Below are 21,597 nucleotides of genomic sequence, written 5' to 3' on the forward strand. Positions count from 1 at the left end.
GGTATTGATATCAAATTGATATCACGACGTCACTGCCGCTGGTCGGAAGCGGCGTCGAGGCGGATCCGATACAGCGGCGCCGGGATGAATTCCCCGGAGACGAACACGTGGCGGCCGTCGCGGTCCCAGCCCAGCGCCTCCGCCTGGGGGAGCCAGGGGAGCGGGCGGTCGACCGGGGGGCGCGAGACGGCGGTCGCCCAGTCCTCGCCCTCGCGCCGGGTCCAGATCAGCAGGTGCCGGTAGGTGATGGCGGCCAGGGAGCGGCCGTCGGGCGCCACGTCGGCGGCGGTGACCTGCGCCGCCAGCGGCGTGGCGGCGTCGCGGCCCGCCTCCTCCGACAGCGCCGCGGGCATGCGCAGGCGGCCGACCCGCCGGGCCACCTGCACGCCCTCGGCGCGCTCCAGCGGCAGGACGAACAGCTCCGGCGGGCGACGCTTCTTGGAGACCAGCAGCACCTGGCGCGAGGCCGCGTCGACCGCCACCGCCTCGCAGTCGCGGGCGCCGTCCGGCCAGCGGAAGACGATCGACCAGGCCGGCCGCAGGCGCGCGTTGACGAGTTTCGACGGCTCCTCGATGACGTGCAGCTGCAGCGTGCGGCGCAGTCCGCCGTTGTCGCCGGTGTCGGCCAGCAGGAGGTAGTCGCGCCCGTCGAGGCGGAAGGCGGCGATGTCTTCCCAGTCGGTCTTGGGCACGCCCTCGATGCGGAACGTGGCGCGGCGTTCGCCGTCGCGGCCCACCGCGAACAGGCGCGCGGGGTTGCCGCCGTCGTCGTGCATCCACAGCGTGTCGGGATGGCGGCGGGAAACGGCCAGGCCGCTGATCTCGCGCAGCTCCGAGTCCAGCATCAGCCCGCTGACGCGCGCGGTGCCCGGCGGCTCCGGCGCATTGCCGCAGCCCGTGGACGCGAGCGCCGCCGCGAGCGCGAGCGCGCCCGTCGCGCGGCGCAACGGCCGGCCGATGCGATGCCAGGAACCCATGCGCACAGGATCGCATGCGCGCGTGGCCGCGGCGTGGCCGGCGTCGCGGCGCGGTGCCTCGCTAGACTGTGCGTTTCCACGCCTGCGCCCTCGCCATGACCCGGATCGGAACGCCGCTGTCCCCGCATGCCACCCGCGTGCTCCTGCTCGGTTCGGGCGAGCTGGGCAAGGAGGTGGCGATCGAGCTGCAGCGCCTGGGCTGCGAGGTCATCGCCGCCGACCGCTACGCCGACGCGCCGGCCATGCAGGTGGCGCACCGCAGCCACGTGCTGGACATGCTCGACGGCGAGGCCATCCGCCGGCTGATCGAGCTCGAGCGCCCGCACCTGGTGGTGCCGGAGATCGAGGCCATCCACACGCCGACGCTGGTCGAGCTGGAGCTGCAGTACCGCCACGACGGCACCCCCACGCGCTTCGTGCCCACCGCGCGCGCCGCCTGGCTGACCATGGACCGCGAGGGCATCCGCCGGCTCGCCGCCGAGACGCTGGGCCTGCCCACGTCGCCCTACCGTTTTGTCGACACGCACGAGGAGTACCGCCGCGCGATCGACGAGATCGGGCTGCCCTGCGTGGTCAAGCCGGTCATGTCGTCCTCGGGCAAGGGCCAGTCCACGGTGCGCGAGGCCGCCGAGGTCGACGCCGCCTGGGACTACGCCCAGACCGGCGGCCGCGCCGGCGCGGGTCGGGTCATCGTCGAAGGCTTCGTGCGCTTCGACTACGAGATCACCCTGCTCACCGTGCGCCACGCCGGGGGCACCACGTTCTGCGCGCCGGTGGGCCACCTGCAGCGCGACGGCGACTACCGCGAGAGCTGGCAACCGCAGCCCATGTCGGCGCTCGCGCTGGAGCGCGCGCAGGACGTCGCGCGGCGCATCACCGACGAGCTCGGCGGCTGGGGCCTGTTCGGCGTGGAGCTGTTTGTGGCCGGCGACGAGGTCTGGTTCAGCGAGGTCTCCCCGCGCCCGCACGACACCGGCCTGGTCACGCTGGCCTCGCAGGACCTGAGCGAGTTCGCGCTGCACGCGCGCGCCATCCTGGGCCTGCCGGTGCCTGCGATCCGCGCACAGGGCGCGGCGGCCTCCTGCGCGGTGCTGGCCGAAGGCCATGGCATTCCGGTGTTCGACGGCGTGGACGCGGCGCTCGCGCAGCCCGACACGCACCTGCGCCTGTTCGGCAAGCCACGCGTGGCCGGGCAGCGCCGGGTGGCGGTCACGCTGGCTCTCGGCGCGGACGTGGAGGATGCCCGCGAGCGCGCCCGGCGCGCCGCGGCCGCGCTCGCCGTCGAACTGCATCCGGAGACCCCATGACCGAACACCACGCCGGCTACGCCGTCTTCCTTTTCGACCAGGCCATCGAGGCGCTGGGCGAGCCGGTCAAGCCCTACCTGCAGGACGGCCCGGCCGGCCCGCACATCGCCTGCGACGCCGTGGACACCGGCGGCGCCTTCGTCGAGCTGACGGTGCGCGCCCGCAACCGGCACGGCGGTGACGAGCAGGTCCACCTGATGGTGCCGGTGCAGATGGTGCGGATGATCGTGTCCAGCCACAGCGACACCGCGTTCGGCTTCGCCGCCACGCATCTGGAGCCCGGGCTGACGGCGTTGCCGGTGGTCGGCCCGACGGCTCCGGCGCCACAGGCGCCTTCCACGGCGATGCCCCATGGCATGGCCGTGCCGGGCGCGAACGCGGCTGCGGCCGACCTGGCGGCGCTGCCCCCCGAAGGCTGAGCCTCAGCGCGGGCCGACGTCGATCCAGACCAGATGATGGTCGCTGGCGCCGGCGATGTCGGCGCCCGGCTCGCCACGGCGCGGCCAGAACACGCCGCCACCGCGCAGGGGCAGGTCGCGCGAGGGCAGCACGTAGTCCAGCCGCAAGGTGCCCGCGCGCGGGCCGAAGTCGCCGGTGTGCGTGGAGGTGTCGCCGCGGCGCGCGATGCCGTGCTCGGCGGCACGCTCCACCGCGCCCTCGCTGCGCGGCGGCAGGTCGCCGTTGACGCGCGGATGCCGCAGCAGCTGGGCGATCGCGCCCGGCTCGCCGTCGCCGTCGGTGGGGTCGGCGTTGTAGTCGCCCAGGATCACGAAGGACTCGCTCTCGGGCAGGCCGCCCACGCGGCCCTGGTCGTCGCGCAGCCAGGGTTTCGCGCCGGGCGTGAGGTACTCGGCCCAGAGGCGGATCTCGTCGGCATTGCGCAGCCCGTTGCGGTTCTCCGACCCGTCGAACACCGGCGGCGTGGGATGCGCGGCCAGCACGTGGATGCGGCCCATGGGCGTGCGCACGGGCACGTCCCAGTGCGATTTGGACGACAGCCGCAGCTGCGACCAGACCTCGGCCGGGTACCAGGGCGCGTTCGTGGCCGGGTCGATCGGCTGGCGCGCGCCGGGCATCGTGCTCCAGCGCAGCCGCTGGAAGCTGCGCGCCTGCCGTGCGTCGATGGGATGCCGCGAGAGCAGGAGCATGCCGTACTGGCCCGGGTGCAGGCCGTAGCCCCAGGCGTCGTTGCCGCGGTCGCGGCCCTCGCCGCCGACCACGCCGTTGCGGTCCAGGTCCAGCCCGCTCGGCACGCCCGTGTTGACCGGCGCGAGATAGCGGTAGGCATAGCGCAGCGGTTCGCCGCCGCCGGGCTGGGCCACCTCCAGGTAGTTCCGCTGGAACAGGTCGGCCGCGCGGCCTTCGGCGTCGTAGTCGAATTCGTTGAGCAGCACGATGTCGGGGCGCACGCGCTGCAGCACCGCGGCCACCTTGCGCGCGCCGTCGTCGCCCGCCTGGAGGCGCGCCACGAGGCCGCCGGGGGCCTCGTCGTAGAGCGAGGTGTTGTAGGTGGCGATGCGCAGGGCCTGCGGGCCGTTCGCCGCGGTGTCGCGCGCCCAGGCGTCGCGGTCGCCGTGCACGCGCACCCGCACGCAGGCGGCGAGCAGGCCCGCCAGCAGCACCAGCAGGAGGACGAGGAAAAGCGTTCGGGTCATGTCGGATCCGCGGGGAAGGGCTGCCAGCCACGGCCGTCGAAGGCCTCCAGCGGGCGGAAGCGGCGCTTGTAGTCCATCTTGGGGTGGCCGTCGATCCAGTAGCCCAGGTACAGGTGCTCGCGGCCTTCCTCGGCGGCCCACTGCAACTGCCGCAGGATCGCGTAGGTGCCCAGGCCGCGCGCGGCCTGGTCGGGGTCGTAGAACGTGTAGACGGCCGAGAGCGCGTCGGCGGTGACGTCGGTGACGGCCACCGCCAGCAACTCGCCGGCGCCGTCGGGCGAGGCGCGGCGGAACTCCAGAAAGCGCGTGCGGCTCCAGCTGCCGACGAGGAACTGGTCGAACTCGACCGCGCCGTGGTCGTCCATGCCGCCGCCGGCATGGCGCATCGCCAGGTAGCGGCGGTAGAGCGCCAGGTGCTCGTCGCTGCGCTCGGCCGGGCAGACGCGCATGCGCAGGTCGGCATTGCGGCGCAGGCACTTGCGCTGGGCGCGGTCGGGCACGAAGCCGGCCACCGGGATGCGCACCGGCGTGCAGGCGCGGCAGGCTCCGCAGTGCGGCCGGTAGACGATGTCGCCGGAGCGGCGGAAGCCCCAGCCCAGCGCGAGCGCGTACCACTGCGGCAGGCGGGGATCGCGGGGGTCGAGCACCAGGTCGCGGGCGGGGCGCTCGGGCCAGTAGCCGCAGGGGTGCACCGCCGTGTGGAACAGGCGGAGATCGTCGCGGTCGAGGGCGGGCGTGGACCCCATGCGCCGAGCATACCGCCCGCCATCGCTGGCCGAGGCCTGAACGCGGCCGATGCGCGGTCGGCGTGGCGGTCAACGCGGGCGCGGGCCGGGCGTTTTCCCGTGCATCGGCAACGTGCCGGCATCCGGGAGTTCCAGCGTGAAGCAGTCCAAGATCCTCATCCTCGCCGCCGCGCTCGCCACCGCCGCGGGCGTGGCCATCGCCGCGCCGCAGGCCGGTGCCCCGGGCCGCGCCCGGGTCGACGCCAATGGCGACGGCGTCATCACCCGTTCGGAAGCGGCCGCCCATCCTCGCCTCGCCGAGCGCTTCGACCAGCTCGACGCCAACCGCGACGGCCGCATCGACGCCCGCGAACGCCCCAGGCACGGCCACCGCGGCAAGGGCGGGCACGGCGGCATGGGCGGCATCCTGCGCCTCGACGCCAACGGCGACGGACGCATCGCGCGCACCGAAGCCGGCGATTCGAAGCTGGCCGCGCGGTTCGAGCAGATCGACGCCAACCGCGACGGCTACATCGTCCGCAGCGAGCTCGAAGCGGCCCGCGAGCGCATGCGCGCCGAGCGCCGGCGCACGGGCGAGCAGAAGGCGCGCGAGAAGTTCGCGGCGGCCGACCGCAACCGGGACGGCCGCCTCTCGCGCGACGAGGCCACCCAGGCCATGCCGCGCCTTGCCAGGGCCTTCGCATGGCTGGACGAGAACCGCGACGGCTTCCTGAGCCAGCAGGAGATGCGCTTCGGCCACGGCCGGCGCTGAGCTGCCCCGCTTGATCCCGGCCCGCGACCGCCCCGGCGGCGCGGGCTTTTTTTCGCCTCAGCCGCCGGCCAGGCGGCGCAGGTCCTGCGGCGCGTCGAACACGAGGGCCGGCTGCAGCGCCAGCAGCGACTCGCGCGCCGCATAGCCCCAGGACACCGCGCCGAAGTCCATGCCGACGGCGCGCGCGGCCTCGGCATCCGGAATCTGGTCGCCGACGTAGATCGCCCGCGACGCCGGCACGCCCGTGGCCCGCAGCACGCGGCGCAGGCGCCGGTGCTTGCCGAACATCGACGCGCCGCATTCGAAATGGCGCATGCGCGCGCAGTGGGCGGCGCCGAGCAGGTGGTCGGCGTTCTCCCGCGAATTCGAGGTGACCACCGCGAGCCGCAGCCCGTGGCCGTGCAGCGCGTCCAGCGCGTCGTCGATGCCTTCGAAGCGCGCGATGGGCACGGCATGCGTGCGCATGAGGCGCTTGAAGCTGCGCAGCACGAAGGGCAATTTCCACGTCGGCATGCCCACGTGCCGCATCACGCCGCGTGGCCCGAGCCGGCGCATGAGCTCGACCTCGTCCTCGCGGATCGCCGCGTAGCCGTGCCGTCGCGCCACCTCCGCCTGCACCGCGATGAAGAACGGGAAGGTGTCGGCCAGGGTGCCGTCGATGTCGAAGATGGCGAGGTCGTAGCGCATGCGCCCGGTAGGCGCCGCCGTCGCGGCTGGCTCCATGCCGCTCAGGTGGACACGTGCCGCAGCGTGCGCACCACCCGCCAGCGCCCTTCGATGCGGCGCACTTCCAGCGTCTTGTAGCGGGCGAACATGCGGTGGTGGTAGGCGCTGTACTCCACCGTGCCCGCATCGGCGGAGGTCGGGCGGAAGTTGGCCACATCCACGATGGTGGCCGGCTGCTTCGAGTTGGGGTGCACGCTGCCGGTGTCCTCGTCGGCGATGCGCTGGCAGTGCGAGGCCGGCACGATGGTGAGGCGTTCGGGCGGCCGCAGCGCGTCGCGCACCACGGGCGGGGCGTCGGCGCCGTCGATGGCGAGGCAGGCTACCGGCGTGGCCACGACACCCGGCAACTCCTTCGCCAGCACGGCCTGCGCCACGGGCATCAGCACGGGCTGGCGCGCGCCGAAGGGCGGGACGGCGACGTCCTGCACGACGGGCGCATTCGTGCCGCGGAAGAAGGCCATCGCCGAGACGATGACGATGCCGCCGATCAGCGCCAGCTTGATGCGGAAGGCGCGCTTCTGCGCGGGGGTCTTGGTCGGTGCGTCGTTGAAGTCGGAGCGGAAGCTGAGCGTGGGGCCGTCGAGCGGACGCGTGGACTCCACCAGCCCCGCGTCGCGCAGGATCTGCCGCGCGCGGGCCTGGTCGTTGGACTGCACCACCCACACCGCCGGGCGCGCGGAGTCGCGGCCTTTCTCGGTGTAGCTCGCGGTGGAGCGCCGGCCGCCCTTGTACGAACGGCCGTCGGTGATGCGCACCTCGATGCCGGCCCCGCGCAGCAGCTCCGCCACGCGTTCGACGTTCTCGAGGCGCGCGCTGGAGAAGACCTGGCGCATCGCTCAGCCCACCTGCGGCGGGCGGTTGGCCGAATCGGGGAGCACGCGGATCATGCCTTCCTGTGCGGTGCTGGCCACCAGCCGGCCCTCGCGGTCGTAGATCATCCCGCGCGCCAGGCCACGCGCGCCCTGCGCGCTGGGGCTGTCGATGGAATACAGCAACCAGTCGTCGGCACGGAACGGGCGATGGAACCACAGCGCGTGGTCGAGCGAGGCCATCTGCACGTTCGGCTGGTAGTAGCTGATGCCGTGCGGGAAGGTGGCGGTGCCCAGCAGGTGGAAGTCGGAGGCATAGGCCAGCAGCGCGCGGTGCAGCTCGGGCGCGTCGTCGACCTTCTCGCTGAGGCGGAACCACACCTGCTGGTAGGGCGGGCGCTTGGGCGGCTTGAGCTCGTCGCGCGGGTAGACGTGGCGGAACTCGAACGGCCCCTGCCGCGAGAGCCAGCGCTGCACCTTGGTCGGCAGCTTGGCCAGCACTTCCGGCGGTACCGCGTGCGCGGGCTCGATGTCCTCCGGCAGCGGGACTTCGGGCATCGAGATCTGGTGCTCGCTGCCGGGTTCCTCGTGCTGGAACGAGGCGGCCAGGAACAGGATGGGCTGGCCGTGCTGGATCGCGGTGACGCGGCGCACCGAGAAACTGCCGCCGTCGCGGGTGCGGTCGACGGTGTAGACGATGGGCGCCTCGATGTCGCCGGCGCGCAGGAAGTAGGCATGCAGCGAATGCGCGGCGCGGGCGTCCTTGGCCGAATCCATCGTGCACTGCGCGGCCGACAGCGCCTGCCCGATCACCTGCCCGCCGAAGACGTACTTGGTGCCGATGTCGCGGCTCTGGCCGCGGAAATAGTTGTCTTCGAGGCGCTCGACCGCGAGCAGGTCGACCAGCTCGGCCACCGGGGATGTCATGCGCGCAACTTCCATGCGAAAGGCCGCGGATTATAGCGGCCGGGTACAGGCGGCCCGGCTCAGGGCGCGGGCGCGTTCAGCCGTTGCAGCGGCACCCCGGCCAGCACGCGGGACCAGGGGAAAAGAGGGCCCGGGTCGCGCTTGCGGCGCACCTGCCGCGACGGGTCGTCGGTGGCCTCGACCATCGCCGTGTCGAGATCCTCGTGGCCGGCGATCCAGCGCAGCGTCGGGTACTCGGCCGCCAGCCGCTGCAGCAGGGCCACGAGCGTGTCGATCTGCGCGGGCGTATAGGGCTCGTCCATGGCCTGGTGGCCGCTGTCGTACCAGCGCGGGTAGCGGCCGGTGTTGACCAGCTCGATGCCGATGGAGCGCGGGTTGTAGCCGCGCGTGTGGTTGGCGATGCGGTCCACCGCCACGTAGCGGTGCAGCGAGCCGTCGCGGTCGATGTAGTAGTGCCCGCTGTTGCCGGTGCCGCTGCCCTCGTACAGCACCTTCTCGCCGTACGCGCGCGCCATGGCCAGGTCCGGCACCTCGGTGCAGTGGATGACGACCAGGTCGACCTGCGACAGCGGCCGCCGCTCCAGCCGGGCCTCGTAGGGCAGGGGATCGACGTTCACCGGCAGCGGCGGCAGGTCGGGCAGGACGGGCATGATCGGCCGGATGCTAGCATCGCCGCCCCATGCGACGGCCTCCCCTCGACTCCGCGCTCGGCCAGCTCATGGCCCGGTTCCCGCGCGCGGGTCGCGTGGACTTCATCGGCGTGCGCCCGGCGCGCGGGCAGGCGATGCAGGCGGTGGACGCGGCGCAGGCCGTGGCCGGCCGGGGGCTGGTCGGCGACCGCTATGCCGGCGGCAGCGGCAAGCGCGGCGTCACCCTCGTCCAGGCCGAACACCTGCCTGTGATCGCGGCGCTGGCGGGCCTGGATGCCGTGGACCCCGCGACGCTTCGCCGCAACCTGGTCGTCGCCGGCATCCCGCTACTCGCGCTCAAGGGCCGCGTGTTCCGCGTCGGCGACGTGCTGCTGGAAGGCACCGGCCCCTGCGATCCCTGCTCGAAGATGGAAGCGGCGCTGGGCGAGGGCGGCTACAACGCGATGCGCGGCCACGGCGGGCTGTGCGCGCGCATCGTCGAGGGCGGCGTGATCCGCCTGGGCGATACGGTGCACGCCGTCGATTGACGGCGCCTGCGACACACTCCACCGCGGCGACGCCGCCCACAGGAACCGCAACGACATGCGTGGCCACTGCATCCTTTCCCATGGCTTCGAAAGCGGCCCCGACGCCACCAAGGTGACGGCGCTGGCCGAGGTGGCCGAGCGCTTGGGCTTCAGCCACGAGCGGCCGGACTACACCGACCTCGACGCGATGCGCGAGGCAGGCCCGCTGGGTGACGTCGCCGCGCGGCTGGAGCGGCTGCGCGGGCGCATCCGCGAGGCCATCGCGCGCGGCCCCGTGGTGCTGGCCGGCTCCAGCCTCGGGGCCTGGATCAGCGGGCGCGCCTCGCTGGAGTTCCCGGTGGCCGGCCTGTTCCTGATGGCCCCGCCGGTGCGGCTCAACGCCAGCCATCCGCTGGAGGCCGCGCGTGTGCCGACGTCGATCATCCATGGCTGGTACGACGAGCTCATCCCCGCCGAGGACGTGGTCGGCTGGGCGCGTGCGCGCGGCGCGCGGCTGCTGCTGGTCGACGACGGCCACCGGCTCTCGGCCAGCGTCGAGGCCAGCGCCGACGCCTTTGGCGACCTGCTGAGGACGCTCTGACCATGCGCTACTTCGCCAGCTGCGGGAAGGGCCTGGAATACCTGCTCGTCGACGAGCTGGTCGCGCTCGGCTGCGGGCACGCCACCGCGGCGGTGGCCGGCGCGAACGTCGCCGGCGATCTGGCGCAGGCGCAGCGCGCGGTCATGTGGTCGCGCCTGGCCAGCCGGGTGCTGTGGCCCGTCGCCGAATTCGACTGCCCCGACGAGCAGGCGCTGTATGCCGGCGTCGCCGCCGTCGACTGGACCGCCCACCTGCCGCCGCATGCGGCCATCACGGTGGACGCGCACGTGGGCGGCAGCGCGATCACGCACGCGCAGTACGCCGCGCAGCGCGTCAAGGACGCGATCGTCGACACCCTGCGCGCCGCCACCGGCACGCGGCCCGATGTCGACCTGCACGCCCCCGACGTGCGCCTGAGCCTGGTGATCCGCAAGGGCCGGGCCGTACTGTCCATCGACCTGTCCGGCGCGCCCATGCACCGGCGCGGCTGGCGCCGCAAGCAGGGCGAGGCGCCGCTGAAGGAGAACCTGGCCGCCGCCGTGCTGCTGCGCGGGCGCTGGCCCGCGGTCTACGCGGCCGGTGGCGCGCTGCTGGATCCCATGTGCGGCAGCGGCACGCTGCTGATCGAGGGCGCGCTGATGGTGGCCGACGTGGCGCCCGGGCTGATGCGCCACGGCGACGAGGCGCCCACGCGCTGGCCCGGTTTCGACGCCGCGGCCTGGGCGGACCTGCGCGTGGACGCGATCCGCCGCGAGGCCGAAGGCCGCGCCGCGCTGCGCCGCGCCTTCGTGGGGCGCGACATCGACCGGCAGGCCATCCGCGCCGCGCGCGACAACGCGATCGACGCGGGGCTGGTGGACGTGATCGATTTCGACGTCGGCGACGTGCGCTCCCTCGACCCGGCCGCCATGCCCGGGCGGTGGGGCGACGGTGCGGAGCGCATGGCGGGCTACGGCGCGTCCCGCCCTGCCCGCGACGGCGGGGACATCGCGGCGTCCGCACCGTGCCCGGACCACGCGGACGTCCTGCTTTCGCCGGTCCAGGCACCGCCCCGCGAGGAGGCGGCTTCGGGCGCGCAGGCGGGCGAAGGCGCCGATGGCGCCTGCCCGGGCCTCGTAGTCTGCAATCCGCCCTACGACGCGCGCCTGGCCGCCGACCCCGCGCTCTACCGCGCGCTGGGCGATGCCCTGCGCCGCGCCGTGCCGGACTGGAGCGCGAGCCTGCTCTGCGGCGACGAGCCCCTCGCGCGCGCCACGGGGCTGCGCGCGCGAAAGACCTACCGCGTCTTCAACGGCGCCATCGAGACCGTGCTGCTGGTGGCCGACCGCATCGGCCCGGCGCAGCGCGCCGAGCCCGTCGCGCCCGTCGCGCTCACGCCCGGCGCGGAGATGGTCGCCAACCGCCTGCGCAAGAACCTGCGCCGCCTGAAGGCCTGGCGCGAGCGCGAGGGCGTGACCTGCTTCCGCGCCTACGACGCCGACCTGCCCGAGTACGCCGCCGCCATCGACGTCTACGCCACCGACGAATCGCCGCCGCGCACCTTCCTGCACGTGCAGGAATACGCCGCGCCCGCGGAGATTCCCGAGGCCACCACGCGCGGGCGCCGCAACGAGCTGCTGTCCGCCGCGCGCGAGGTGTTCGCCGTGCCGCGCGAGCACGTCGCGCTCAAGACGCGCGAGCGCGGCAAGGGCGGAAGCAAGTACGGCCAGTTCGACCAGCGCGGCGAGTTCGTCACCGTGCGCGAGGGCGAGGCGCGCCTTCGCGTCAACCTCTTCGACTACCTCGACACCGGTCTTTTCCTCGACCACCGGCCCTTGCGCCTGCGCATCTTCGAAGAGGCCCGCGACGCGCGCTTCCTCAACCTTTTCGCCTACACCGGCGCGGCCACCGTGCACGCGGCCCTCGGCGGCGCGCGCACCACGACCACCGTCGACCTCTCCGCCACCTACCTGCAGTGGTGCGCCGACAACCTGCAGGAGAACGGCCTGGGAGGCGCCAGGCACCGGCTGGTGCAGGCCGATGCCATCGCCTGGCTGGAGGCCGACACCGGCCAGTACGACCTCGTCTTCTGCGACCCGCCCACGTTCTCCAATTCCAAGCGCGCCAGCGACTTCGACGTGCAGGCCGCGCACGTGCGCCTGCTGCGCGCCGCGGTCGCCCGGCTGGCGCCCGGCGGCGTGCTGTACTTCTCGAACAACTTCCGCCGCTTCCGCCTCGACGAGGCGCAGGTGGCGCAGTTCGCCGGGGTGGAGGACATCAGCGCCCACACCATCCCCCCGGACTTCGAGCGCAATCCCCGCATCCATCGCTGCTGGCGCCTCACCCCGCGCCAGCGCCCGTAGCCCGGGCCAGCCAGGCGCAGTTGGGCTCGCGTACCGGCGGCGAGCTCCTGCTCCGGGCGCCTCGGCCGTGGCGTCGCGTCCGTGGGCGTTGCGCTGCACGCGGCCGTACTCCCGGGGGCGCCCGTTTGCCCGGCCTGCGGGGCATGGTGCGCGGCGGCGCAGGCAGGGCACCGGGCATCGGCCAGGTGCCTCGTCGAGCCACCCGGATCCGTGGTCGTCCCGCGGCCGCAACGGCCCGTTGCGGGACGCGGGATGGCGGGCCTGCGCGGCGGCGCCATGTCCTCGGCATTCCCAGCGAGGATCCCGCCATGACCGATAGCGCCCGCACTGCCCGCGTCGCCCGCGTCGTCGCCGGCATGCCCACCCGTGACGGTGCGGGCGTGCGCCTCACGCGCCTGGTCGGCACGCCGCAGCTGGACATGCTCGATCCCTTCCTGATGCTCGACGAGTTCGGCACCGACCGGCCGCAGGACTACTTGGCGGGTTTTCCCGACCACCCGCACCGCGGCTTCGAGACCGTCACCTACATGCTCGAAGGCCGCATGCGCCATCGCGACAACCGCGGCAACGAGGGCCTGCTGGTGCCCGGAGGCGTGCAGTGGATGACCGCCGGCCGCGGTCTCGTGCATTCGGAGATGCCCGAGCAGGAGGAAGGCCGCATGCGCGGCTTCCAGCTGTGGGTGAACCTGCCGGCGCGCGACAAGCTGTGCGAGCCCCGGTACCAGGAATTCGCGCCGGACCGCATCCCGCGCGTCCGCCCCGCGCCCGGGGTGGAGGTGGCCGTGATCGCCGGGCGCGTGGACGGCGCCACCGGGCCGGTCGAGCAACCGGCGACCTCGCCGGTCTACCTCGACCTCGCGCTCGATGCCGGCGCCGCGTGGGCGCCGGCGCTGCCCGAAGGCCATGCGGGGTTCGCCTACGTCTTCGAGGGTGCCGCGCAGGTAGGCAGCGACGCGCGCGAGGTGGCGCGCGGCCAGCTCGCGGTGCTGGATGGGGCGGGCGAGGTGCGGCTGCACGCCGCGGGCGATGCCGCGCGGCTGCTTTTCGTGGCCGGCCGCCCGCTGCGCGAGCCTGTCGCCCGCTACGGCCCCTTCGTGATGAACACCCGCGAGCAACTGCAGCAGGCGTTCCTGGATTACCAGGCCGGGCGCTTCTGACGCCCGGCCGGCGTCGGCTCAGTTGCCGGCGACGCGGACCTCGCTGAAGCGCAGCGCGTTGGCCTGGGCGATCGAATCCCCCAGTTCCTGCTGCGAGGCGGCCTGGATCCAGAGATAGGCCACGCGCCCATCCGGCAGCTCGATCAGGGTTTCGCGGGCCTGGACGTCGGGCTTGCCGGCGAGTTCGCTCCGGTACCAGTGCATGTCGCGCCCGTCGATGCGGGCTTGCTCGGCGCGGTTGCCGCGCGAGGGCCTGAACGGGCTGTCCTTGGCGATGTAGAGGCCGAAGGCCTCGGAGCCGTCGGCGCGCAGTGCACGGCAGAACTGCGTGCTGGCGGCGGCCTTGTATTCCCAGGTCAGGCCGCTGGACGCCGGCAGCTGCGGGCAGGCATCCGGCGCGGACTGCGCGGCGGCGTGGCCGCCTGCACCGAGCAGGGCCACGGTGGCGAGAGCGTGGACGATCGACTTCATGTGTTTCCCCCAGCGGACCACGCGGCGTGGTCACGTCCCGACCTTAGAACAGCCGGCGGGGCTTGACAAACGCATCCGCCTCGCGTCGGCCGCCGTTCGTCGGGAAGCGTGCGGCGCCGGTCAGTCCGCGGCGCGGGTGATGCGGATCGCGGCAGGAGGTGACGCTCCGCGTCCCAGTTCGAGCAGCTCGAAGCGCCAGCCACCCGTCTCGAAGGCCTCCCCGCCGGCGCGCGTGGACAGCACGAACGTCCGGCCGGGCGCTGCGCCCGCTGCGTGGACGAACTCCGCCTCGGCCCAGCCGGCATGGATGCAGGCCACCTCGGGCGGGCAGCGCGAGTCGTGGCGCACACGCGTGTACGCCAGCGACGAGCCGTCCGCCAGCCGCACCCGCGCGCCGGGTGCCATCTCGTGGTCGCCCGTCGGGGACGCGGGCCGCGATGCCGCGCAACCGGCGAGGACGAGCACGCCCGCCAGGGCCGCAACGGCCAGTGCCCGGCGCGGGCCTGCCCGGCTCATGGCTCGCGCCTGTCGTCGACGGTCACGCGTCCGTCGGGTCGGACGTGCAGGGTGATGCGCCGCCCGTACTCGGTCTCGGCGATCGGCCCGATGGCGCAGTCGCACAGTGCCTGCGCGATCGCCGGGACGGTATTGCTGTGGCCGACGACGACGACCGTGCCCGCATCGTGCATCGCGCGCAGCCGGCCCGCGAAGTCGGCGGGGTTGGCAGTGTCGTAAGGCGTGACGGCCAGGCCATGGGCCCGCGCGATCGGCAGGGCCGTGGCCTGCGCGCGCCGCAGCGGCGTCGCGTAGACGGCGACCACCGGGTGCCGGCCCAGCGCGGAAGCCAGGCGCCGGGCGCGTCGCTGCCCCGCGGGCGCCAGGCCCGGATCCTGCGGGTGGTCCGCCGCCTTCTCGGCATGCCGCACCAGCACGAAGGTGGCGCCCTCGGCCGGGTCGGGCAGCGCGCGGCAGCCCGCGAGCGCGGCGGACAGCAGGAGCAGCAGCAAGGCGATGCGCATGGCGGACCCTCCCCGGAGGCCTGCCATCAAACCGCGGATGCCCGCCCGGGGCATGTGGCGGCCGTCACGGACGGGCCGCCAGGGTGATGAGCAGCCCGCGTGCGGCGGCCAGGCGGGTGGTGGCATCGGGCAGGTCGAGCTTGATGCGGAGCTTGTCCGGCCCGTCCATCTGGTAATGGCGGGGCTGGCCCTGGATGAGCCGGATCACCGCCATCGGGTCGACCTTCGGCTTTTCCACGAACTGCACACGCCCGCCGGACTCGCCGAGCTCGAGCTTGCGTATGCCCAGTTCCGTGGCCTGCTGCTTGAGCTCGGCGACGGCGAACAGGTTCTTGGCCGCGTCCGGCAGCAGGCCGAAGCGGTCGATCATCTCGACCTGCAGCTCGCGCAGCTCCTCGGCGTTCCGCGCGCTGCTGATGCGCTTGTAGAGCGTCAGGCGCGTGTGCACGTCGGGCAGGTAGTCGTCCGGGATGAGCGCCGGGATGTGCAGCTCGACGTCCGCCCCGCGCGCCTCCGCCACGTCCACGTCCGGCAGCTTGCCCTGGCGGATCGAGCGCACCGCGCGCTCCAGCAGCTCGGTGTAGAGGCTGAAGCCGACCTCCGCCATCTGCCCGCTTTGCTCCTCGCCCAGCAGTTCGCCGGCGCCGCGGATCTCGAGGTCGTGCGTGGCCAGCGTGAAGCCCGCGCCCAGCTCGTCCATGGCGGCGATCGCGTCGAGACGCTTGCGCGCGTCCTCGGTGATCGCCTTGCGGTCGGGAATGACGAGATACGCGTAGGCGCGGTGGTGCGAGCGGCCCACGCGGCCGCGCAGCTGGTGCAGCTGCGCCAGGCCGAACTTGTCGGCGCGGTTGATGATGATGGTGTTGGCGTTGGGGATGTCGATGCCCGATTCGATGATCGTGGTCGACAGCAGCACGTTGAAGCGCTGCTTGTGGAAGTCGAGCATGACGCGCTCGAGCTCGCGCTCGGGCATCTGCCCGTGCGCGACGCCGATGCGCGCGTCGGGCACCAGCTCCTGCAGCTGGCGTTGCATGCGGCCGATGGATTCGACGTCGTTGTGCAGGAAGTAGACCTGGCCGCCGCGCGAGAGCTCGCGCTGGAAGGCCTCGCGCAGCTGCGCGTCGTCCCAGGGCACGACGAAGGTCTGCACGGCGAGCCGGTGCGCCGGGGGCGTGGCGATGATCGAGAGGTCGCGCAGGCCAGCCATCGCCATGTTGAGCGTGCGCGGGATGGGCGTGGCGGTGAGGGTGAGCAGGTGCACGTTGGCGCGCAGCGCCTTCAGCGCTTCCTTCTGGCGCACGCCGAAGCGCTGCTCCTCGTCGACGATGACCAGGCCCAGGTCCTTGAACTTCACGTCCGGCTGCAGCAGGCGATGGGTGCCGACGATCACGTCGATCTTGCCCTCGGCCACCTTCTCCAGCTCCGCCGCGATCTCCTTCTTGGACTTGAAGCGCGACAGCACCTCGACGCGGATCGGCCAGTCGGCGAAGCGGTCGCGGAAGTTGCGGTAATGCTGCTCGGCGAGCAGCGTGGTCGGCACCAGCAGGGCGACCTGCTTGCCGCCCGTCGCCGCCACGAACGCGGCGCGCACGGCCACTTCGGTCTTGCCGAAGCCGACGTCGCCGCAGACCACGCGGTCCATCGGCTGGCTCGACTGCAGGTCGGCGACGACCGAGCTGATGGCGGCGGCTTGGTCGGGCGTCTCCTCGAACGGGAAGGCCGCGGCGAAGGGCTCGTACATGGTGCGGTCGACGTCGATCGCCAGGCCCGCTCGCGCCTGGCGCTTGGCCTGGATCTCCAGCAGCTCGGCGGCGACGTCGCGAACCTTCTCGGCCGCCTTCTTCTTGGCCTTCTGCCACTGCTCGCCGCCGAGCGAGTGCAGCGGGGCGGTTTCCTCGGACGCGCCCGAATAGCGGTTGATCAGGTGGAGCTGGGAAACGGGAACGTAGAGGCGATCGCCCTTGGCGTACTCGATGTCGAGGAATTCGCCCGGAGTGCCGCCGACGTCGAGCGTCACGAGTCCGCGATAGCGGCCGACGCCGTGGTCCTCGTGGACGATCGGCGCGCCTTCGGTGAGCTCGCCGAGGTCGCGGATGATCGCCTCGGGCTCGCGACCGGCGCGCTTGCGGCGGCGCGGCTGGCTGGCGCGCTCGGGGAACAGCTGGCGTTCGGTGAGGACGGTGAAGGTAGGGGTGGCGATGGAAAAACCGTCGTCCAACGGAGCGACAGCGATCGCCACCAACTTGTTATCCGGCGCCTGGGGCGCCGGACCAACTCGCGCCGCTGGACCGTCGCCTTCGCGACGGTCAGCGCCGCGGGCATTACCGCCTTCGGCGGTAACGCCGGCAGGGGGCGGCATCGCTTCGCTCGCCGACGCTAGAGCGGGGCCTTCGCGCGTTGCGGGGCCTCGCTCGTAGAACGCGGTCCAGTCGGGCAGCACGACGGGCTTCAGCCCGACCGCGTCGAGCAGTTCCAGCAGCGCCTCGCGACGGCCGGCCGAGTCCGCGGCGATCAGCACGTCGCCCGGATACGTCGACAGGAACGACCTCAGCGAATCCGCGGCGGCGGGATCGCGCGGGGCGAGCGGCAGCGGCATCGCGGGCTGGTCGCCCAGCGGCTGCGCGCGGTCCAGCTGCGCGTGGTTCGCGCCGCAGACCTCCACGCGCGAGGTGTCGTTGAAGATGCCGCGCAGCGCATCCGGCGCCAGATACAGCTCCGACGGCGGCAGCACCGGGCGCTCGACGTCGTGCCGGCGCTGCTCGTAACGCTCGCCGGTCTGCGTCCAGAAATGCTCGGCCGCCTCGAAGCTGCCCTCGGTCACGATCGGCAGCACGCCCTCGACCATGTAATCGAACAGCGTGCTGGTTTCGTCGAAGAACAGGGGCAGGTAGTACTCGACGCCGCTGGGCGCAAGGCCCGACTTGAGGTCCTGGTAGAGCGAGCTGCGGCGGGTGTCGACGTCGAAGCGCTCGCGCAGGCGCTCCAGTGCGCGCTTGAGCGCGGCTTCGTCGAGCGGCAGCTCGCGGCCGGGCAGCAGGTGGATGCGCTCGATCTTCTCCAGCGAGCGCTGGGATTCAGGGTCGAACACGCGGATGGTGTCGATCTCGTCGTCCAGCAGCTCCACGCGGAAGGGCTGGTCGGCGCCCATGGGGTAGACGTCGAGCAGGCCGCCGCGCACGGCGAAGTCGCCGGGGTCGAGCACCTGCGGCACGTGGCGGTAGCCGGCGGCTTCCAGGCGCCGCTTCTCGGCGTCGAGGTCCAGCCGCTGGCCGACGCGCACGTCGAAACTGCCGCCGACCACGTGCCGGGGCGGTGCAAGGCGCTGCATGAGCGTCTGCACCGGAAGCACCACCACGCCGCGCTCGAGCCGCGGCAGGCGGTGCAGCGTGGCCAGGCGCTGGCTGACGATGTCCGGGTGCGGGCTGAAGGCGTCGTAGGGCAGCGTCTCCCAGTCGGGGAACGCGAGCACGGGCAGGTCGCCGTCGACGCGCGCGCGCGCGCCGAGCAGCGTGCGCAGGTCGCTCTCGAGCTGGTGCGCGGTCTGGTTGTCGCGGGTGATCGCCAGCAGCGGCGCGTCGTGCGCGGTCGCCGCGGCGGCGACGTGGAAGGCGAGGGCCGAGGCGGACACGGGCGCGCGCCACCAGGCGCGCTGCTGGCCGGCCTTGGGCAGCGGCGGGGTCGGAAAGGTGGGGGATGCCATCAGGCGCGCAATTCTAGCGGAGCCGGTCGCAGCGCCTGCGCCGGCTCAGCGCACGGCGGGTTCGAGCGAGACGCGCACGAAGCCCGGGTCGGCGGCGTCCTCCACGGTGCGAAAGCCCAGCGAGCGCGCCAGGTCCAGCATCGCCGTGTGGTCCGCCGGAAGCTCGCCCTGCAGCAGGTCGAGGCGACGGCTCCTCGCCCACTTGGCCAGCCGGGTCAACAGATAGCGGCCGACACCCATGCCGGCGATGAAGCGGCTGACCAGCACGGTGAATTCGCCGCGGTGGCCGGCCGCGTCGGTATGCACGTGGGCGAGGGCGGCGATGACCGCCTCGCCCGGTGGCTCAGGATCGCAGGCCACCAGCATGAAGTCGGTGCGCGGGTTCAGGCGGGTGAGCCGCTGCGCCTCGCCGGGGCCGAGCTCGGCCACGCCACCGGCCAGCCGCAGGCGCAGGCGCTCGGGCTCCAGCAGCGCATAGCCGGCGCGCAGCGGGTCGGCGTCTTCGGGTCGGACCGGTCTTACATGCACCTGCCGCCCGTTGGGGAGGCGGTGCCGCTCGTGCCAGGGCGGCAGTCGATCACGGGCAGCCATGGGCGGAACATTCCAGAATGTTCGTGATGCTTCCGTCGTCCATTCAGATCATGACCAACGAAGAGCTGACCGGCCTTGCGGGGCGCTGGCCCGGCGTCACCGTCGACAGCAAGTGGGACGACGACCTCGTCTGGTCGGTGGGCGGCAGGATGTTCTGCATCCGCGCCGCCGACGCGGGCGCCGGGGCGCCGCTGAGCTTCAAGGTGCCGGCCGAGCGCTTCCTCGAGCTCACCGGCACGCCCGGCTTCGCGCCGGCGCCCTACCTGGCGCGCGCGCACTGGGTGCAGGCCACGCCGGGCGCCATCCCGGCCGACGCGCTGCGCGCGATGGTCCGCACGAGCTACGAGCTGGTGCGCGCGAAGCTGCCCAAGAAGATGCAACGTGAACTCGTCGACTGAGGCGCCGTCCTTCCGCGCCGCGCTGCGCTTCTGGCTGCTGCTGGGCTGCATCAGCTTCGGCGGGCCGGCGGGGCAGATCGCCGTCATGCACGACGAGCTCGTCGAGCGCCGCCGCTGGGTGAGCGAGGCGACGTTCCTGCGTGCGCTGGACGTCTGCATGCTGCTGCCCGGCCCGGAGGCGATGCAGCTGGCGACCTGGCTGGGCTGGCGCCTGCACGGGATCCGGGGCGGCGTGGCGGCCGGCGCACTCTTCGTGCTGCCGGCGGCGCTGCTGCTGGGCCTGCTGTCCTGGCTGTACGTGCGCTTCGGGCAGATGCCGCTGGCCGGCGGGGTCCTGCTCGGGCTGCAGGCGGCGGTGCTGGGCATCGTGCTGCATGCCGTGCACCGCATCGGCTCACGCGTGCTGCGCACGCCGCTGGCCGTCGTGCTGGCGGCAGCGGCGCTGGCCGGCGTGGCGGCTTCGCTGCCGTTTCCGCTGATCGTCGCCGTGGCGGCCGCCCTGGGCTGGCTCGCCGCGCGCTGGAAGCCGGCATGGCTGCCGCCGGCCGGTGGGCATGCCCCCGGCACGGGCGCGGGCACGGAGGCGGCACCGGCAACGCGCACGGCGTCCTGGCAGGCGACGCTGCGCATCGCGGGGGTCCTGCTGGCCGCGTGGTGGCTGCCGCTGCTGCTGGTGGCCGCATGGCTTGGCGCGGGCAGCACCGCCTTCGCCATGGGCCTGTTCTTCAGCAAGGCCGCGCTGGTCACCTTCGGCGGCGCCTATGCCGTGCTGCCCTACGTGGCGCAGCAGGCCGTGGACGTGCATGGCTGGCTCGACGCCGGCCAGATGATGGCCGGCCTGGGCCTCGCCGAGACCACGCCCGGGCCGCTGATCCTGGTGCTGGAATTCGTCGGCTTCGTCGGCGGCTGGCAGCATCCCGACCTCGGCTCGCCGCTGGCATCGGCCGTGCTGGGCGCGTCAGTCACGCTCTGGGCCACGTTCCTGCCCAGCTTCCTGTTCGTGCTGGCCGGCGCCCCGTGGTTCGAGCGCATCGGCGCCATGCCGCGCGTGGCGGCGGCGCTCTCGGCGGTCACGGCCGCGGTGGTCGGCGTCATCGCCCACCTCGCGCTGTGGTTCGGCGCGGCGCTGCTGGGCGGCGCGACGCCGTTGCGGCAGGGCTTCGTGGTCCTGGTGGCCGCCGTCGCCTGGTACGGGCTGGCGCGCCGGCGCTGGCCGGTCGCGCTGGTCGTGCTGGCCGCCGCCGCGGCCGGCGTGCTGGTGCAGGCGGTGGGCTAGGCCCCCTTCCCGCGCAGCTTCGAGACGGCCTTCACCGCCAGCAGCGCGACGATGCCCACCGCGATCCCCACGGCGGCATCGAAGAGCTTGGTGAGCAGCCAGCCGCCCGGCATCTGGCCGATGGACTCGCTCGCGTGGTGGATCGCGTCCACGCCCTGGACCAGGATGTGTCCGCCCACCAGGAACATCGCCGCGGTGCCGGCGACCGACAGGAACTTCATCAGCATCGGCGCCAGCCGCAGGATGCCGCGCCCGACGGCCTGCGCGCCGGCCGAGGCGCGGCGGCTGAGCGCCAGGCCTGCGTCGTCGAGCTTCACGATGCCGCCCACCAGGCCGTAGACGCCCACCGTCATGATGAGGGCGATGGCGACCAGCGTGCCCACCTGGGTGGCGAAGGCCTGGCCGGCGGTCGCGCCCAGGCTGATGACGATGATCTCCGCCGAGAGGATGAAATCGGTGCGGATCGCGCCTTTGATCTTGTCCTTCTCGAACGCGACCATGTCGACGCGCTCGTTCTTCAGCGCCTCGACGTGCGCCGTATGGTGCGCGGCATCCTCCGCGGCGCTGTGCAGGAACTTGTGCGCCAGCTTCTCCACGCCCTCGAAGCACAGGTAGGCGCCGCCGATCATCATCAGCGGCAGCACCAGGGGGATGTCCATGCCGCGACTTCGCAGCCAGGCCTCCAGCGCGCTGATGGCGAGCGCGGCGGGCACGAGGATGACCTTGTTGACCAGGGACCCCTTCGCGACGGCCCAGACCACGGGCAGTTCGCGGTCGGCATCGATGCCCTGCACCTGCTGCGCGTTGAGCGCGAGGTCGTCGCCGAGCACGCCCGCCGTCTTCTTCGTCGCCACCTTGGTCATCACCGAGACGTCGTCGAGGATCGTCGCGATGTCGTCGATCAGGGCAAGCAGGCTGGAGGCGGGCATGGGATCCGGCGCTGGAAAAGGGGGCGGCAGTTTCGCATACGGACGTCACGACACCGTCC

Annotated in this window: 21 protein-coding genes and 2 pseudogenes; 9 read left to right on the forward strand and 14 right to left on the reverse strand. The window is 73.2% G+C overall.

What is annotated here, in order from left to right:
• Positions 1-29 precede the first annotated feature (29 nt).
• Positions 30-977, reverse strand: a complete 948-nt coding sequence (locus tag EYQ95_RS17585) for a hypothetical protein (protein WP_132328721.1) — start codon at positions 975-977, stop codon at positions 30-32.
• Between the two features lie 95 nt (positions 978-1,072).
• Between EYQ95_RS17585 and purT the strand changes: the two genes are divergently transcribed.
• On the forward strand, positions 1,073-2,284 hold the full coding sequence (gene purT, locus EYQ95_RS17590; protein ID WP_132328723.1) for a formate-dependent phosphoribosylglycinamide formyltransferase: 1,212 nt from the start codon (positions 1,073-1,075) through the stop codon (positions 2,282-2,284).
• The gene (locus EYQ95_RS17595; RefSeq protein WP_132328725.1) at positions 2,281-2,703 is read left to right on the forward strand and encodes a hypothetical protein; all 423 of its coding nucleotides are present in this window, start codon (positions 2,281-2,283) and stop codon (positions 2,701-2,703) included. The genes purT and EYQ95_RS17595 overlap by 4 nt, the downstream gene beginning before the upstream one ends.
• Positions 2,704-2,706: 3 nt before the next feature.
• Here EYQ95_RS17595 and EYQ95_RS17600 read toward each other — a convergent pair whose 3' ends face one another.
• Both EYQ95_RS17600 and EYQ95_RS17605 read right to left on the reverse strand, forming a co-directional pair.
• A complete protein-coding gene (locus EYQ95_RS17600) occupies positions 2,707-3,939 on the reverse strand; it encodes an endonuclease/exonuclease/phosphatase family protein (RefSeq protein ID WP_132328727.1) in 1,233 nt (410 codons plus the stop codon).
• Positions 3,936-4,685 carry an arginyltransferase gene (locus EYQ95_RS17605; RefSeq protein WP_132328729.1) on the reverse strand — a complete coding sequence of 250 codons (750 nt, stop codon included), beginning with the start codon at positions 4,683-4,685 and terminating at the stop codon, positions 3,936-3,938. The genes EYQ95_RS17600 and EYQ95_RS17605 overlap by 4 nt, the downstream gene beginning before the upstream one ends.
• A 136-nt stretch (positions 4,686-4,821) precedes the next feature.
• On the opposite strand from EYQ95_RS17605, the gene EYQ95_RS17610 reads away from it, so the two are divergent.
• The gene (locus tag EYQ95_RS17610; protein WP_243699974.1) at positions 4,822-5,436 is read left to right on the forward strand and encodes an EF-hand domain-containing protein; all 615 of its coding nucleotides are present in this window, start codon (positions 4,822-4,824) and stop codon (positions 5,434-5,436) included.
• 57 nt (positions 5,437-5,493) lie between these two features.
• Here the strand turns inward: EYQ95_RS17610 and EYQ95_RS17615 are convergent, their stop codons facing one another.
• From EYQ95_RS17615 to EYQ95_RS17630, 4 genes are read right to left on the reverse strand one after another with little or no spacing between them, the layout of a single operon-like run.
• The gene (locus tag EYQ95_RS17615; RefSeq protein ID WP_132328733.1) at positions 5,494-6,123 is read right to left on the reverse strand and encodes an HAD hydrolase-like protein; all 630 of its coding nucleotides are present in this window, start codon (positions 6,121-6,123) and stop codon (positions 5,494-5,496) included.
• 41 nt (positions 6,124-6,164) lie between these two features.
• Positions 6,165-6,995 (reverse strand): hypothetical protein, encoded by an 831-nt coding sequence (locus EYQ95_RS17620; RefSeq protein WP_132328735.1) that lies wholly within the window; start codon positions 6,993-6,995, stop codon positions 6,165-6,167.
• A 3-nt stretch (positions 6,996-6,998) separates the two neighbouring features.
• Positions 6,999-7,913 (reverse strand): acyl-CoA thioesterase II, encoded by a 915-nt coding sequence (locus EYQ95_RS17625; RefSeq protein ID WP_132328737.1) that lies wholly within the window; start codon positions 7,911-7,913, stop codon positions 6,999-7,001.
• Positions 7,914-7,957: 44 nt separating this feature from the next.
• The gene (locus EYQ95_RS17630; protein ID WP_132328739.1) at positions 7,958-8,548 is read right to left on the reverse strand and encodes an N-acetylmuramoyl-L-alanine amidase; all 591 of its coding nucleotides are present in this window, start codon (positions 8,546-8,548) and stop codon (positions 7,958-7,960) included.
• A gap of 29 nt (positions 8,549-8,577) precedes the next feature.
• Between EYQ95_RS17630 and EYQ95_RS17635 the strand changes: the two genes are divergently transcribed.
• From EYQ95_RS17635 to EYQ95_RS17650, 4 genes are all read left to right on the forward strand, one after another.
• Positions 8,578-9,075: an MOSC domain-containing protein gene (locus EYQ95_RS17635; RefSeq protein ID WP_165924771.1), complete on the forward strand. Its 498-nt coding sequence runs from the start codon at positions 8,578-8,580 to the stop codon at positions 9,073-9,075.
• Between the two features lie 55 nt (positions 9,076-9,130).
• Positions 9,131-9,655, forward strand: coding sequence for a hypothetical protein (locus EYQ95_RS17640; protein WP_132328741.1), 525 nt, complete (start codon positions 9,131-9,133; stop codon positions 9,653-9,655).
• A gap of 2 nt (positions 9,656-9,657) precedes the next feature.
• The gene (gene rlmKL, locus EYQ95_RS17645; RefSeq protein ID WP_132328743.1) at positions 9,658-11,997 is read left to right on the forward strand and encodes a bifunctional 23S rRNA (guanine(2069)-N(7))-methyltransferase RlmK/23S rRNA (guanine(2445)-N(2))-methyltransferase RlmL; all 2,340 of its coding nucleotides are present in this window, start codon (positions 9,658-9,660) and stop codon (positions 11,995-11,997) included.
• Between the two features lie 308 nt (positions 11,998-12,305).
• Positions 12,306-13,154: a pirin family protein gene (locus EYQ95_RS17650; protein WP_132328745.1), complete on the forward strand. Its 849-nt coding sequence runs from the start codon at positions 12,306-12,308 to the stop codon at positions 13,152-13,154.
• An 18-nt stretch (positions 13,155-13,172) separates the two neighbouring features.
• Here EYQ95_RS17650 and EYQ95_RS17655 read toward each other — a convergent pair whose 3' ends face one another.
• The 6 genes and pseudogenes from EYQ95_RS17655 to EYQ95_RS17675 form a co-directional block, all read right to left on the reverse strand.
• Positions 13,173-13,625, reverse strand: coding sequence for a hypothetical protein (locus tag EYQ95_RS17655; RefSeq protein ID WP_132328747.1), 453 nt, complete (start codon positions 13,623-13,625; stop codon positions 13,173-13,175).
• A gap of 120 nt (positions 13,626-13,745) precedes the next feature.
• Positions 13,746-14,141, reverse strand: coding sequence for a hypothetical protein (locus EYQ95_RS17660; protein ID WP_132328749.1), 396 nt, complete (start codon positions 14,139-14,141; stop codon positions 13,746-13,748).
• The gene (locus tag EYQ95_RS17665; protein ID WP_165924772.1) at positions 14,138-14,644 is read right to left on the reverse strand and encodes a histidine phosphatase family protein; all 507 of its coding nucleotides are present in this window, start codon (positions 14,642-14,644) and stop codon (positions 14,138-14,140) included. Before EYQ95_RS17665 ends, EYQ95_RS17660 begins: the two co-directional genes overlap by 4 nt.
• A 64-nt stretch (positions 14,645-14,708) precedes the next feature.
• Positions 14,709-16,898 (reverse strand): annotated as a pseudogene (gene mfd / locus EYQ95_RS27090) (transcription-repair coupling factor); the annotation flags it as partial.
• A gap of 162 nt (positions 16,899-17,060) precedes the next feature.
• Positions 17,061-18,344, reverse strand: a pseudogene (locus EYQ95_RS27095) (transcription-repair coupling factor); the annotation flags it as partial.
• A gap of 45 nt (positions 18,345-18,389) precedes the next feature.
• Entirely contained in the window at positions 18,390-18,935 is a 546-nt protein-coding gene (locus EYQ95_RS17675; RefSeq protein WP_132328755.1) for a GNAT family N-acetyltransferase, read from the reverse strand.
• A 17-nt stretch (positions 18,936-18,952) separates the two neighbouring features.
• Between EYQ95_RS17675 and EYQ95_RS17680 the strand changes: the two genes are divergently transcribed.
• A complete protein-coding gene (locus EYQ95_RS17680) occupies positions 18,953-19,333 on the forward strand; it encodes an MmcQ/YjbR family DNA-binding protein (protein ID WP_243699975.1) in 381 nt (126 codons plus the stop codon).
• On the forward strand, positions 19,317-20,609 hold the full coding sequence (gene chrA / locus EYQ95_RS17685) for a chromate efflux transporter (RefSeq protein ID WP_132328757.1): 1,293 nt from the start codon (positions 19,317-19,319) through the stop codon (positions 20,607-20,609). Before EYQ95_RS17680 ends, chrA begins: the two co-directional genes overlap by 17 nt.
• On the opposite strand, the gene EYQ95_RS17690 is transcribed toward chrA, so the two are convergent.
• Entirely contained in the window at positions 20,606-21,538 is a 933-nt protein-coding gene (locus tag EYQ95_RS17690; protein WP_132328759.1) for a DUF808 domain-containing protein, read from the reverse strand. The genes chrA and EYQ95_RS17690 overlap by 4 nt on opposite strands.
• Between the last annotated feature and the right edge of the window lie 59 nt (positions 21,539-21,597).

Source organism: Lysobacter sp. N42 (assembly GCF_004344885.1).

Excerpts from the sequence above, each read along its gene's own strand:
- EYQ95_RS17650 (WP_132328745.1), top strand. The coding sequence starts at position 12,306 with ATGACCGATAGCGCCCGCACTGCCCGCGTCGCCCGCGTCGTCGCCGGC.
- EYQ95_RS17680 (WP_243699975.1), top strand. The coding sequence starts at position 18,953 with ATGTTCGTGATGCTTCCGTCGTCCATTCAGATCATGACCAACGAAGAG.
- EYQ95_RS17675 (WP_132328755.1), bottom strand. The coding sequence starts at position 18,935 with ATGGCTGCCCGTGATCGACTGCCGCCCTGGCACGAGCGGCACCGCCTC.
- EYQ95_RS17600 (WP_132328727.1), bottom strand. The coding sequence starts at position 3,939 with ATGACCCGAACGCTTTTCCTCGTCCTCCTGCTGGTGCTGCTGGCGGGC.
- EYQ95_RS17660 (WP_132328749.1), bottom strand. The coding sequence starts at position 14,141 with ATGAGCCGGGCAGGCCCGCGCCGGGCACTGGCCGTTGCGGCCCTGGCG.
- EYQ95_RS17690 (WP_132328759.1), bottom strand. The coding sequence starts at position 21,538 with ATGCCCGCCTCCAGCCTGCTTGCCCTGATCGACGACATCGCGACGATC.
- purT (WP_132328723.1), top strand. The coding sequence starts at position 1,073 with ATGACCCGGATCGGAACGCCGCTGTCCCCGCATGCCACCCGCGTGCTC.
- EYQ95_RS17620 (WP_132328735.1), bottom strand. The coding sequence starts at position 6,995 with ATGCGCCAGGTCTTCTCCAGCGCGCGCCTCGAGAACGTCGAACGCGTG.
- EYQ95_RS17585 (WP_132328721.1), bottom strand. The coding sequence starts at position 977 with ATGGGTTCCTGGCATCGCATCGGCCGGCCGTTGCGCCGCGCGACGGGC.
- EYQ95_RS17625 (WP_132328737.1), bottom strand. The coding sequence starts at position 7,913 with ATGGAAGTTGCGCGCATGACATCCCCGGTGGCCGAGCTGGTCGACCTG.
- EYQ95_RS17665 (WP_165924772.1), bottom strand. The coding sequence starts at position 14,644 with ATGCGCATCGCCTTGCTGCTGCTCCTGCTGTCCGCCGCGCTCGCGGGC.
- EYQ95_RS17635 (WP_165924771.1), top strand. The coding sequence starts at position 8,578 with ATGCGACGGCCTCCCCTCGACTCCGCGCTCGGCCAGCTCATGGCCCGG.
- EYQ95_RS17605 (WP_132328729.1), bottom strand. The coding sequence starts at position 4,685 with ATGGGGTCCACGCCCGCCCTCGACCGCGACGATCTCCGCCTGTTCCAC.
- EYQ95_RS17615 (WP_132328733.1), bottom strand. The coding sequence starts at position 6,123 with ATGCGCTACGACCTCGCCATCTTCGACATCGACGGCACCCTGGCCGAC.
- EYQ95_RS17655 (WP_132328747.1), bottom strand. The coding sequence starts at position 13,625 with ATGAAGTCGATCGTCCACGCTCTCGCCACCGTGGCCCTGCTCGGTGCA.
- rlmKL (WP_132328743.1), top strand. The coding sequence starts at position 9,658 with ATGCGCTACTTCGCCAGCTGCGGGAAGGGCCTGGAATACCTGCTCGTC.
- EYQ95_RS17595 (WP_132328725.1), top strand. The coding sequence starts at position 2,281 with ATGACCGAACACCACGCCGGCTACGCCGTCTTCCTTTTCGACCAGGCC.
- EYQ95_RS17640 (WP_132328741.1), top strand. The coding sequence starts at position 9,131 with ATGCGTGGCCACTGCATCCTTTCCCATGGCTTCGAAAGCGGCCCCGAC.
- EYQ95_RS17630 (WP_132328739.1), bottom strand. The coding sequence starts at position 8,548 with ATGCCCGTCCTGCCCGACCTGCCGCCGCTGCCGGTGAACGTCGATCCC.